Genomic DNA, 12,712 nt, shown 5'->3' on the forward strand with positions numbered 1-12,712 from the left:
CGTTACAAAAAGCTGCTCAATTGCTAAAGTGAGCTGCTTTTTCCTTTTAATGCGTACCTGAACTGGCAACATGAGATTAAAACAAATAAAACTTGCTGGATTTAAGTCGTTTGTAGACCCAACTAAAATCCCATTTGATAACGCCTTATCAGCGATTATTGGCCCTAACGGCTGCGGTAAATCCAATGTGATCGATGCCGTGCGCTGGGTGCTGGGCGAAAGTTCAGCAAAGCATTTGCGCGGTGATTCGATGACCGACGTTATTTTTAACGGCTCATCGGCACGCAAACCCATTTCTGTTGCGGGTGTCGAACTGGTATTCGAGAACATTCAGGGAAGGCTCACTGGACAATATGCCAGTTATCAAGAAATCTCGGTAAAGCGACAAGTTAACCGCGACAGTGAATCAAGTTATTTCCTTAATGGTCAAAAATGTCGTCGAAAAGACATAACCGACTTATTCATGGGTACGGGTCTTGGGCCGCGTAGTTATGCCATTATCGAGCAAGGTACTATTTCACGCTTAATCGAATCTAAACCTCAAGAATTAAGAGTTTTTATTGAAGAAGCTGCAGGCATTTCGCGTTATAAAGAACGTCGCCGTGAAACCGAAAACCGTATTCGTCATACCCGTGAAAACCTCGAACGTTTAAACGATATTCGAGTTGAACTCGGTGCTCAATTAGACAAATTATCGCAACAAGCAAAAGCTGCTCTGCAGTACCGCGAATTAAAAAATAGCGAACGAGAGTTGCATAGCCAACTATTAGTGATGCGCTATCAGCAATTGTTGCAGCAAACAGACAGACTTGATGCCGAAACGGCCGAAGGTGAGCTTAAATCTGAAGCGTTAGCCAAAACCGCACAACAGGGCGACACCAGTGTTATTCAGCTGAAACAGCAATTGGCTGAGCTCAGTGATGCTGAACATAAGCTGGTAGAGCAATATTACCAAGCCGGTAATACCATGACCAAGCTTGAGCAACAGCTTGCTCATCAGCAACAGCAAGACTCTCAGTTACAGCAACAAATTCAAGTATTACAACAGCAAATCAAACAAGCTGACGATAATATTGTCAGCATGACCGATACTCATCAGCAATTAGTTGCGCAATTGGATACTCACCAACCCGCTTATGAACAGGCGAGTATTGTGCTTGAGCAAATCGATGAGCAAGTTTTTGCTATCGAAGAAGCGTGTGATGATCAGCAGCAACAAGTAACCCAATATGCTGAAACCTTAGCGACTCATAAAATGCAGTTGGCACTGAGCCAATCGACGCTCAGCCATCAACAGCAAAGTTTGGTTCAAAACGAACAGTACTTAGCTCAATTACAAACAGAGTTAGCTGTTTTAGCTCAGCAAAACAACCAACAGCAGTTGCAAAACAGCACGGCAGAATTAGCTAATGTTGAACAACAACTAAATGATAAACAGCTGCAGTACAGTCAACTTGAGCTTTCCTTACTTGAGCAGCAACAAGCCGTCACTGAAGCGAGTGATGCTTATCAAACCCTTAAGCAAACTGTCACTCGTCATCATTCTCGATTGCAATTTATTGATGAGTTACTGGCCGATCATACTCAAGATGATGGCCAACAATTATGGCAAGTTATTGAGGTTGTGCCTGGCTGGGAGAAAGCGGTCGATAAAGTGTTACAAGGCTTAAGTCAATTACCTGTTCTAGGGTTGGGGCAAACATCTTCATTGAGCGTTTCTCCGCCTACAGTGGGTTTTGAGCCACAGCATCAAGTGACGTATCCTGCTTTAACAACCCCAGTTAATTTAACGCCATGGTTACAACATGTTGTGTGGGCGTCCAGTCTCAGTGAAGCAAAGGAGTTATTACCAACATTGCTTCCTGAGCAATATATTGCCACTCAAGAAGGTTACTTGATAGGCAATGGTTTTGTGCTCAATCATACTCAGGCAGGGCAATCCGCTATTGTACTGAGCCAAGAGCGAACAAGCTTAAGCCAGCAATTAATAGAACTTGAGCAACAACAGCTATTGTCTCAGCAATCTCTGACATCGTTAACTCAACGGGCTGCGACCACTCAGGTAGAGCTGAATCAATGCCAACAGGCTTGTCATCAGTTGCAAATAGAGCAGACAAAACTGCACTCTTTGGTGACGAGTTTAACTCAACAAGCCGTTGAGAAACGCGATAAGCAACAGCAATGCAGCCAATCAATCGCCAAGCTTGAACAGCAAATTGGTGATAAACAAATGCATGTCGATGCCCTTGAAGAACAAGTGCTAACGCAAGAAGATGTATTGTTGCAAGCAATGAACCAACACGATGTTGCTCAACAAGCTTGGCAAACAAGCCAAGCTAAATTGCGTGAAACCAAAGTTACTCGCACCGATGCTGCAAATAGCGTTAAACAGCTGCAAGCACAAGTGCAACAACATGCTACCCAGCAAGCATTGAGTGAACAAAAATTAAAGCAACAACATGAAAAACAGACAGAATTAGTCAGTCAATTGACTCAGTTACAACAAATGTTGCTCGACAATCAGCAACAACAAGGTCAACATGATTTAAGTCAATTATCAATACAGCTGGCGCAAGCACTCGAGCAGCAACAAGCATTACAGCAGCAATTACAGCAAAATCGGTCTCAACAAGCAGAGCTTCAAACCAGTTTAGACCGTTTAGTATTGATGCAAAAACAACAGCTTGTAGTGTTACAAGACTTGACTCAAAAGATAAGCACGTTAAAGTTACGTCGTGAGGGCTTAAAAGGGCAAGCTAATGGGCAGCTGCAATTGCTGCAAGAACAGCAAATTCAGTTACAACAGGTCATTGCCGACATACCGGAACATGCATCTGTTGATGTTTGGTCGCAACAGCTTGAAAAAGTAAAACAGAACATTATACGTTTAGGTGCTATCAACCTTGCAGCCATTGAAGAATTTGAATCGCAACGAGAGCGAAAAGCTTATTTAGACAGTCAAGATGACGACCTAAATAAAGGATTAGCGATTTTAGAAGATGCTATCCGTAAGATAGATAAAGAAACCCGAAGCCGTTTTAAAGCCACATTCGAAACGGTAAACCATGATTTAGGGCTGCTATTTCCTAAAGTTTTTGGTGGGGGAAGAGCTTATTTGGCATTAACCGGTGATGACCTGCTTGAAACGGGTGTTACTATTATGGCGCAACCGCCAGGTAAGAAGAATAGCACCATACATTTACTTAGTGGTGGAGAAAAAGCGTTAACCGCTTTATCATTAGTCTTTGCCATTTTTAGACTGAATCCAGCACCTTTTTGTATGCTAGATGAAGTAGATGCACCTTTGGATGACGCCAACGTCGAACGTTTTTGTCGGTTACTGAAAGAAATGTCACAAAGTGTGCAATTTATTTATATCAGTCATAATAAAATAACAATGGAAATGGCTGATCAACTTATTGGCGTTACTATGCATGAACCTGGCGTTTCAAGAATAGTCGCAGTGGACATTGAAGCCGCCGTCGCCATGGCAGACGCGGTATAAATTTGCAAGACAGGGAATCTAATGAAAGATCTACAACTGGTGTTGTTCGTATTAGGCGCGATCGCAATTATTGCGGTGTTAGTGCACGGTTTTTGGTCGATTCGCAAACAACAACCTAAATCTATGAAACAAAGTCCGATGGCAGGATTTTATAAAGACCAAGCTAAACGTCGAGACTCTGAAGGTTTTGACGCCGATGGCATTGGCAAAGTGCGTGTACGTAAACCTGGTGAGGTTGAAGATGTAGTCATTAAGCCTGTATTAAAGACCAATTTAAGTCAAAAACCACACTCAGGTGCAACTAAGCTCACCGATACTCCTTTACAAGACTCACTGCGTCAGCCTGGTCCGCACCAAACTGAGCCAGAACATATTCAACCTAAAGTAGTAAAGCCTGCGCAACAAAGCTTATTTGTTGAAGACGATGTTAAACCTGCTCCTACGGCAAGTACGTCAATGAATACCCCTAAAAAGATATTCAATACTTCAACCAGTACAGCCAAATTAGAAAGTTACACAGGTAAACCTGTCGCCGCCAGACCAGAACCCACTAAGCCAACGGTACAAGCCGCGGTGCCAAAAGTGGATGTTAGCCCTGAAGTAGCGGTTAAAGCTGAAGTAGCGGTTAAATCTGAGGTTATTACCCCTAAAGCAGATGCTCCAGTAAATGAACCTTTAGAGCCGACCGATGTATTAGTACTGCACATTGTTGCTAAAGCAGGCGAGCAAATCCAAGGCGCTGAATTATTGCCAAGTTTGTTGTCGCTCAATTTCAAATTTGGTGATATGGATATTTTTCATCGCCACATCGACAATGCTGGTACTGGCAAAGTGCTATTTTCACTCGCTAACATGTTAAAGCCTGGGATATTTGACCCGGATAATATGGAACAATTTGTCACCCAAGGTGTGGTGTTGTTTATGACCTTACCTGGCTATGGCGATCCATTGATGAACTTCACCATTATGCTGAACTCGGCTTATCAAATTGCCGAGGATCTCGGTGCTGAATTATTGGATGGACAACGCCAACCTTGGTCAGATGCAACCAAAAAAGATTATTTACGACGACTCAATGCGGCGTAGGTTGATGTTTTTATTAAGGCCGCAGCAGCGGCCTTAATTGTTTTATACCTTTACACTTTATCAAGCAAATCACGGTTACAACCTGTATGACGGATGCCACAATGCACGCTATTCAAACTGAAATGGATCAACTTACTCACACCATTAACCAACATAATATTCGTTATTACGTTGATGATGCTCCGTCAATACCCGATGCTGAATACGACAGATTAATTAAGCGCTTAACTGAGTTAGAACGTGACTATCCGCAATTTAAATCGGTAGATTCACCGACACAACGCGTCGGTGGTATAGCATTACAAAAATTTGCTCAAATTACCCATCTTAAACCGATGTTAAGTCTCGACAATGCGTTTGAACAAGCCGATTTTGCAGCATTTAATAAGCGTATAACGGATAAAGTCGATAGCGTCGATTATGTTTGCGAACCAAAACTAGACGGTTTGGCCGTGAGTATTACTTATCGTTTTGGCGTTCTTGAACGCGCCGCAACGCGAGGTGATGGAAGTGTCGGCGAAGATATTACCGCTAATGTGCGTACTATTCGTTCTATTCCGCTCAAGTTACGCGGTGAAGGATTTCCAGATTTAGTTGAAGTCCGTGGCGAAGTGTTTATGCCTAAAGCGGCATTTGAGGCATTAAACCAGCGTCAAATAAGCAAAGGTGACAAAGTCTTTGTTAATCCTCGCAACGCAGCTGCCGGCAGTTTGCGCCAATTAGACAGTAAAATTACCGCTTCAAGGGCTCTTGGGTTTTATGCTTATGCATTAGGTGTAGTCGAAGGCGAGTCACAACCGATGCAAACAAGCCACTATGGCCAACTAACACAGCTGCAACAATGGGGTGTCCCCGTCAGTAGCGAAGTGAAAGTGACTGATTCATTAGAAAAAGTCTATGCATATTACGCCGATATTATGGCCAGACGAAGTGCGCTTGAATATGAAATCGACGGTGTCGTCATAAAGGTTAATGACATTGCCAAGCAACAAACACTTGGTTTTGTGGCTAAAGCTCCTCGATGGGCCATAGCCTATAAATTTCCAGCCCAGGAAGAAATGACCTTGTTAGAGTCTGTTGACTTTCAGGTTGGCCGAACGGGTGCTGTTACCCCTGTCGCTCGCCTCAAACCAATATTTGTCGGTGGCGTGACTGTGTCGAATGCGACCTTGCACAATGCTGATGAAATTGCCCGTCTTGGGGTGAAAATAGGCGATACAGTGATTATTCGCCGCGCAGGTGACGTTATCCCACAAATTGTTGCTATCGTGCCAGAACAGCGTCCAGATGATGCGCAAAATATTATCTTTCCGCAACATTGTCCGGTGTGTCAAAGCATTGTTGAGCGTTTAGAAGGTGAAGCTGTAGCGCGTTGTAGTGGTGGACTTTTTTGTGAAGCGCAACGTAAAGAGGCGATTAAACATTTTGCATCCCGTAAAGCATTAAATATTGATGGCATGGGCGATAAAATCGTTGAGCAATTAATTGATAAAGAACTGGTCAAAACGCCAGCAGACTTGTTTTCCCTGACCGCTTCTAGCATCACGATGTTAGATCGCATGGCGATGAAGTCAGCCACAAATATTGTCGCGGCGATTAAACACGCTAAAGCCACTACATTGGCGCGTTTTTTATATAGTCTTGGGATACGCGAAGTCGGCGAAGCTACCGCCGCTAATTTAGCCCAACACTTTGCCGAATTTGAGCGTATTCGAACAGCTAGCGTTGAACAACTGCTCGAAGTCGCTGATGTTGGTGACATTGTAGCAAAACACATTCGACAATTTTTTGCACAGCCACATAACATTGAAGTAATAGAGCAATTGCTTGAAGCCGGCATTACTTGGCCTGTTATTGAACAAGCTGACGAATCGCAGCTTAGTCTTAAAGGGCAAACGTGGGTGTTAACTGGTACGCTAACTCAACTTAATCGTAACGATGCCAAAGCCCAATTACAGGCTTTGGGCGCCAAAGTGGCTGGCAGTGTCTCGAAAAATACTGATTGCCTTGTCGCTGGCGAGGCTGCTGGCTCTAAGTTAGCCAAAGCTGAAGAGTTGGGCGTTAAGGTGATAGATGAACAAGCTCTAATGGATTTATTAAATGCGGCTAACTAACATAAAAACTAGTATTGCTTTATTTATGCTGGTGCATGCCGATAAGAGTTTATTGTGAATTTTAGTAATATTACTTGGTTAGATGATCGTGGTCATATAAAACCGCCATTATTTTTGTATTTGATTTTGGTCTTTTTAGCCCGTGGCTGGTGTATTTTTATTGCATCCTTAACCCAGTTTAATGACCGTGCTGGTTTAGTAAGGTTATTTTATCCTGAAAAAAGCGATTTTGTATCGGCGCTAATTGCTGGTGTCGGGGCGATACTGATTTATGGACTTATTATTGCCGAGCGTAAACGCAGCTGGCCGATATTAATACCTTTGTTTAGACGTAGTGCTTGGTTTTTGTGGGGATTACTCATTATTGATGGACTATTTTTGTTCCAACGTATGATGCACGATGACTATTTGTTTAAAATTGGCTATTCGATTGATGCACTTTTTCTGTTTTGGTCAGTTATTTATGTCTTCAAATCAAAGCGGCTATATTACTATTTTACCGACTGGACCCCTGATGATAGTACTGTGCAAGTCGAAACCATATCTGATGATGAGATTAAGCCAGATACGAAATAATGTACGACTTGGTATAAATGCACTATTATTTATTGGTTTCCAAAAACATTAAAATGTATGACTTTGATACACATAGCTCTATTTCAAAAATGTTAGCGTAGAAATGACATTATCATCTCGGCCATAACTTGGCTAATGTGAAAAAGGATCAGTACTTTGGCTAAAACAGAATTAACACAAATACCTGTTTCGCAAATGGTTATCGGGTTAACCGTTAAGCTGCCTTTGTCATGGACAAGCCATCCTTTTTTTCGCAGTAAAGTAAAGCTTGAACAACAAGTGCAAATCGAGATGATCAAAGGTCTCGATGTGTCATTTGTTTACGTGATTGATGGCCATGATTTGCTGCCTAAAGTTGATGAGCCCGTTGAAATTGAGCCACCAGAAGAGGTTGTTGAACAAGAAATTGATTATCGACCTTTGGCTAAAAAAAGTATGCGAGTTAGCCAACAGCGCTTTGTAAAATCGGTTAACGATAGTCGAACCGTTTTTGGTAAAATAGTCAGTGATCCTGAAGGTGCTTATCGTGAAGCGGCCACCTTAGTTGAAGATTTAGTCGATCATTTGTATGAAAGTGAAACCCCTCATTTAACGCTCGTGGGCAGTGGCGAAACAGATGTTAGTGTTACTCAACATGGTATTTCAGTTGCGGTGATCTCTATGATGATTGCTCACACATTATCACTGTCTAAAAAAGATGTTCGTGACATTGCATTAGGCAGCTTGTTTCATGACATTGGTAAGTTAAAAGTCCCAGAGGCAATCCGGCGTAAAAAACGTGGTGAGTTAACTGACCATGAAATTAACTTTTTAAAAATGCACCCTAACTTTGGCCACGAGATGCTTAACCGCACCGGATTATTTCCTGAAGCCATGTTAGACATAGTGTTGCATCATCATGAGTTTATTGATGGTAGCGGTTTTCCTAATAATCTGACCGAAGCTAAAATTTTACCCACCACCCAAATAGTGTCATTAGCTAATGACTATGAAACCCTGTTACATCAATACCAGACGCCACAAGTTGCACTGGGTATTTTATTTAAAACTCACAGCAGTAAACACAGTGATAATTTAATTTCGGTTTTAGTTAAAATATTAGGTATTTATCCTCCAGGCACTATAGTGCGCTTAACCGACGAAAGCATCGCTAAGGTGATGATGACAACTGCCGATGTAAAACAGCCACATGTGTGGTCATGTAACCTCAGTGGGGGGGAACCTAGTTTTCGTTTTTTAATTAACGAAGATGTTCAAGTTCAAGAAGTGATGAAATTAGACGAATTATCTGAGGGTGCCATTAAAACATTGCAAGCCAATAGTCCAATTAGTTTTTACTTCAATAACTTCAATCATTAAAATTTAACGTCGTAATATCGAGAATACATGAATACAGTTACTATTATCGGATGTGGTTGGTTCGGTTTGCCGCTCGCGACACAATTAGTTAAACAAGGTATTAAGGTAAAGGCTTCAAAACGTCACCCTGAGGATTTAGTCCAATTACAGCAAGCCGGTATTGATGCTTATCAGTTAGATTTGGCCAATGTGACTAACCAAGCAAAAAACTCGTCTTTATTCGATGCAGACGCTATCGTGATTAACATACCACCGGGACTTAGACGAGGCGAAACTGATTACCTTGGCTATTTAACTCAGTTAATAAACTTGATGGGTGAACGCCAATATCAAAAAATTATTTTCATCAGTACGACTGGGGTTTATCCTTCGCTAGATCAAACTGTAACCGAACAAGATGCTGCTGCTTTTAATGATACCAGTGGTACATTATTACAAGCAGAAGCGATGTTTTCAGCTATGAAAAATAGCTGTGTTGTACGATTTTCAGGCTTGGTTGGACCTAAGCGACATCCCGGACGTTTTTTTGCCGGAAAAACGGATGTCAGCGGCGCCAATGTTGCGGTTAATCTGGTGCATTTAGATGACTGTGTTGCTGCTGTTAGCTTAATTCTTTCTCGCAACGATACTTTAGCTATTTATAATCTTGCTGCAAACGCTCATCCTACTCGTGGTGAGTTTTATGTTGCTGCCGCTGAACATCTTGGGTTAAGTGCGCCAGAATTTAATCAACAACAACAACCCAATAAAACTATCGATGGGCAGTTAATCTGTCATCAGTTAGGGTTTACATATGCGTTTAATAATCCATTCAAAATGCTTGATGCTTGCTAAACTGGCATAGGCTATAATAGCCAGAATATTTTGATTAAAAGGCGATTATTGTGACGACTCAAACTCAAGCGTTTGCATTACTTCAAGGTGATGAATTCGTAGAACTGTACAAAGTACTCAAAGTACTCGGTCTAGTGAACGGTGGTGGCGAAGCAAAGCATGTCATTACCGAAGGTCAAGTTACCGTCAACGGTGAAGTTGATACTCGTAAACGTAAAAAGTGTGTTGTTGGCGATGTCGTTTCGTTCAATGGCGCTACAATTGAAATTGTTCCTGCACAGTAAGGATTGATAAATGCAATTCCCAGAAGATGATAATGGCCAAATGTTGGCTGCAATGGCAGATGCCGGTATTGACCTTACTCAATCAATAGAAGTAGATTTCTTCTTGGTGTTTGACGATCAACGTGATGCCGAGTCAGCCTTAGAAGCATTAAGCCAAAAAGACCTCCAAGGTGAGCTTGAGCTTAACTTTGATGAAGAAAGCACCAAGTGGGAAGTGATTGTTTGCCTACAAATGGTACCTGAATACGCAACGCTTGTGGCTAAAGAAACTGAGTTAAATAACTTTGCCAAAGAGTTTGACGGTATTTCTGATGGTTGGGGCGTGATGCAAAACCAAGCCAGCGATAATGAATTTGCAGATGATGACCATGTTCACACTGAGCATTGTAAGCACTAACATTGCCAGCAACTAACATAGTCTTCACTATAGATTGAATTATTCAATTGAACAAAAGCCGTTAATGCCCAGCATTAACGGCTTTTTGATTATACAAAGCGACGTGGTTTAGTCTTCTTTTATCTCATTAATGACTTCTTTGGTTTCATGTCCAATAGCTTTAACGGTATCGCGCGTCCCGTGACCGATAGCGGTGGTCACTTTTTTTGTGGTGTGACCGATTTCTTTGCCAGTCTGTTTTAATTCAGCACAGGCGGACAAAGATAGAATAAAGCTAAACGATATCAGTATTACGATGATTTTTTTACACATTGTAGTAGCCTTATCAATAATCTAATATGAGATGTATCATCAGCTTAGCGTCGTTGCTATTTCAGCATAACGGGTTTGATGGTTAAAGGGTGTAATCATGGAGTTAAATGGCACATTGATTGGCCAAATTATTTTCGTTTTAACCTTAGTTGTGGTGTTCTTCACCTTAAGATTTGCCAAGGGGAAAACCACAAATTTACCCTTGGTGGGTTTTTACGCTCTTGTGTTAAATCTCATTTTTGCCCCTGCTGGGTGGATATATTGCTGGTACTGGTCAACCAAACCGTTTTTATCCAAATAAATTCAAACTCAAGAAAAAAACGAACTCAAGAAAATCACAAACAACTAGGATGAGATAATAAACTGTTCGTTCTATTTTAGGTTAACTAATTTATGGAATATTAACCTCGGTTAATGGTGATATCAGAGACATATCCATGTTCTGTCGCTATTAAGGCTTGCTTGAGCATGGTGGCGGCTTCTGTTGCCGTCATAAAGCTTGATGTATTAATGTCTTTGCCACTGGTTTGCCAAAAGTCCGTTGCCATTCCTCCTGGATATACCGCAATCAATTTCATCGGGCTGCCTTTCAATTCTAATCGTAACGATTTTACCAATCCCTTTATGGCCCATTTTACGGCACAGTAAGTCGACTCATTTGCTTTGCCAGCTTGCGCAGCGGTCGACATCACGACTACTACAGTAACGTTGTGATCACGATAGCGACTAATAAGTTCACGCAGCACTAGAATGCTTGAAGTGAGATTGTTGTGTATTAACTGATTAATCGCTTCAGGTACTTGTTGTTCGATAGGGCCAAAATAACCACTACCAGCACAATGAATAACCTTGCTTGGCGGCGCTGATAAACGCGAAAATAATGCACTGACATCTTCGGCCACACACAAGTCTGCTGTGTGAGTTTGTACGTTAGCTTGCTCTGGTTGAGTTAGATCAGCCATTACACCTGCTAATTTTTGCTCACTGCGACCTGTCACCAATAACGGTTGATTTTCTGCAGCATACAGTTGTGTTAGTGCAGCACCTAAGCCGCTACTTGCGCCGGTAATAACAATCATAATAAAACCTTCAGCTCAATATTTACTAGGCCGACTACTATAACAATGCCTAAGTGAAGCGCAAAGCGGTTGTAGTTCATTTCTCAAATCGATTTTCAATTCTGATGTTTAAGTCAATATAAGCTTATTAATGGGTAATACGTTATTTGGTCAGTGTTTATTAGCCCAAGCTGAAATTAGTTGGGTAAAGCGGAATAAATTACACAGAACGCTTTGTATTTTGACGATAAAGATTGTCTAATAACGCCTTATATTATGTCTGCCGACTTCACGCTATTCCTAATAACGAGACTCCCCATGCTTGAACTCACGCTCCAACTCGCGGTTATTTTATTTTTTGTTGCTCTGGTTGCGGGGTTTATCGACTCGATTGCTGGTGGCGGAGGTTTACTGACCATTCCCGCATTAATGTGGGCAGGGTTACCTCCTGCAGCAGCATTGGGTACTAATAAACTGCAAGCATGCGGTGGCAGCTTTTTTGCGAGCTTATATTTTGTACGTAAAGGGATGGTTGATTTACGCAGTATCAAACTGTCGTTGATATGTGCTTTTATTGGTGCATCAATTGGCACAATATTAGTACAAATGATCGACGCTAAATTATTGGAAGTGGTGCTGCCATTTTTAATTCTAGCCATTGGTTGTTATTTTTTATTCTCTAAAAAAATAAGTGAACAAGATCGCCAACAAGTCCTCACCCCAAGTGTATTTGCCTTTACTGCCGCATTGGGCGTTGGTTTATATGATGGTTTCTTTGGCCCCGGTACTGGAAGTTTCTTTGCTTTAGCATTTGTGTCATTGGCTGGTTTTGGTTTGGCCAAGGCAACCGCGCATGCAAAGCTACTCAATTTTGCCACTAACATTGCGTCGTTAATTTTCTTTTTAATCGGTGGCCAAGTCGCTGTGGTATTGGGATTAATTATGCTGGTAGGCCAAGCAATTGGTGCTACGTTAGGTTCACGTTTAGTGGTGACCAAAGGCGTTAAAATCATTAAACCTTTGGTGGTAGTGATGTCATTGGGCATGAGCGGCAAATTATTGTGGTCGCAATATATGTGATAGCAGTGCATGTGATAGCAGTGCATGTGATCGCGGTACATGTGATCATAGAAGCGATAATTTGGGTTTATTAACGCCAGCATTATGTGGTGTACGTGTTTGTTTTT

Annotated in this window: 11 protein-coding genes; 9 read left to right on the forward strand and 2 right to left on the reverse strand. The window is 41.7% G+C overall.

The annotated features are described in order from the left end of the window. The first annotated feature begins 70 nt into the window (after positions 1-70). The 8 genes from GUY17_RS07755 (at position 71) to GUY17_RS07790 (ending at position 10,155) form a co-directional block, all read left to right on the forward strand. Positions 71-3,505, forward strand: a complete 3,435-nt coding sequence (locus tag GUY17_RS07755) for a chromosome segregation protein SMC (protein WP_162022787.1) — start codon at positions 71-73, stop codon at positions 3,503-3,505. Between the two features lie 21 nt (positions 3,506-3,526). After that, on the forward strand, positions 3,527-4,591 hold the full coding sequence (gene zipA / locus GUY17_RS07760) for a cell division protein ZipA (protein ID WP_162022788.1): 1,065 nt from the start codon (positions 3,527-3,529) through the stop codon (positions 4,589-4,591). Positions 4,592-4,692: 101 nt separating this feature from the next. Next, the gene (gene ligA / locus GUY17_RS07765) at positions 4,693-6,705 is read left to right on the forward strand and encodes an NAD-dependent DNA ligase LigA (protein ID WP_162022789.1); all 2,013 of its coding nucleotides are present in this window, start codon (positions 4,693-4,695) and stop codon (positions 6,703-6,705) included. A 54-nt stretch (positions 6,706-6,759) separates the two neighbouring features. Further along, positions 6,760-7,281, forward strand: a complete 522-nt coding sequence (locus tag GUY17_RS07770) for a DUF2919 domain-containing protein (RefSeq protein WP_101088068.1) — start codon at positions 6,760-6,762, stop codon at positions 7,279-7,281. A 156-nt stretch (positions 7,282-7,437) separates the two neighbouring features. Then, positions 7,438-8,640, forward strand: coding sequence for an HD-GYP domain-containing protein (locus GUY17_RS07775; RefSeq protein ID WP_162022790.1), 1,203 nt, complete (start codon positions 7,438-7,440; stop codon positions 8,638-8,640). 27 nt (positions 8,641-8,667) lie between these two features. Then, positions 8,668-9,474, forward strand: a complete 807-nt coding sequence (locus tag GUY17_RS07780; protein ID WP_162022791.1) for an SDR family oxidoreductase — start codon at positions 8,668-8,670, stop codon at positions 9,472-9,474. Between the two features lie 50 nt (positions 9,475-9,524). Further along, positions 9,525-9,758, forward strand: a complete 234-nt coding sequence (locus GUY17_RS07785) for an RNA-binding S4 domain-containing protein (protein WP_101088074.1) — start codon at positions 9,525-9,527, stop codon at positions 9,756-9,758. A 10-nt stretch (positions 9,759-9,768) separates the two neighbouring features. Then, on the forward strand, positions 9,769-10,155 hold the full coding sequence (locus tag GUY17_RS07790; RefSeq protein ID WP_162022792.1) for a ribonuclease E inhibitor RraB: 387 nt from the start codon (positions 9,769-9,771) through the stop codon (positions 10,153-10,155). A gap of 108 nt (positions 10,156-10,263) precedes the next feature. Here the strand turns inward: GUY17_RS07790 and GUY17_RS07795 are convergent, their stop codons facing one another. Both GUY17_RS07795 and GUY17_RS07800 read right to left on the reverse strand, forming a co-directional pair. Further along, positions 10,264-10,467, reverse strand: a complete 204-nt coding sequence (locus tag GUY17_RS07795) for a hypothetical protein (protein WP_101088078.1) — start codon at positions 10,465-10,467, stop codon at positions 10,264-10,266. 401 nt (positions 10,468-10,868) lie between these two features. Continuing rightward, positions 10,869-11,546 carry an SDR family NAD(P)-dependent oxidoreductase gene (locus GUY17_RS07800; RefSeq protein WP_162022793.1) on the reverse strand — a complete coding sequence of 226 codons (678 nt, stop codon included), beginning with the start codon at positions 11,544-11,546 and terminating at the stop codon, positions 10,869-10,871. 297 nt (positions 11,547-11,843) lie between these two features. On the opposite strand from GUY17_RS07800, the gene GUY17_RS07805 reads away from it, so the two are divergent. Beyond that, positions 11,844-12,605, forward strand: a complete 762-nt coding sequence (locus GUY17_RS07805) for a TSUP family transporter (RefSeq protein ID WP_041413055.1) — start codon at positions 11,844-11,846, stop codon at positions 12,603-12,605. Positions 12,606-12,712 lie beyond the last annotated feature (107 nt).

This window comes from Shewanella sp. Arc9-LZ, from assembly GCF_010092445.1.
Classification (GTDB): domain Bacteria; phylum Pseudomonadota; class Gammaproteobacteria; order Enterobacterales; family Shewanellaceae; genus Shewanella.

What these genes read in the sequence shown, in the direction of transcription:
- ligA (WP_162022789.1), top strand. Translation starts at nt 4,693, where the DNA reads ATGCACGCTATTCAAACTGAAATGGATCAACTTACTCACACCATTAAC.
- zipA (WP_162022788.1), top strand. Translation starts at nt 3,527, where the DNA reads ATGAAAGATCTACAACTGGTGTTGTTCGTATTAGGCGCGATCGCAATT.
- GUY17_RS07780 (WP_162022791.1), top strand. Translation starts at nt 8,668, where the DNA reads ATGAATACAGTTACTATTATCGGATGTGGTTGGTTCGGTTTGCCGCTC.
- GUY17_RS07755 (WP_162022787.1), top strand. Translation starts at nt 71, where the DNA reads ATGAGATTAAAACAAATAAAACTTGCTGGATTTAAGTCGTTTGTAGAC.
- GUY17_RS07790 (WP_162022792.1), top strand. Translation starts at nt 9,769, where the DNA reads ATGCAATTCCCAGAAGATGATAATGGCCAAATGTTGGCTGCAATGGCA.
- GUY17_RS07805 (WP_041413055.1), top strand. Translation starts at nt 11,844, where the DNA reads ATGCTTGAACTCACGCTCCAACTCGCGGTTATTTTATTTTTTGTTGCT.
- GUY17_RS07800 (WP_162022793.1), bottom strand. Translation starts at nt 11,546, where the DNA reads ATGATTGTTATTACCGGCGCAAGTAGCGGCTTAGGTGCTGCACTAACA.
- GUY17_RS07795 (WP_101088078.1), bottom strand. Translation starts at nt 10,467, where the DNA reads ATGTGTAAAAAAATCATCGTAATACTGATATCGTTTAGCTTTATTCTA.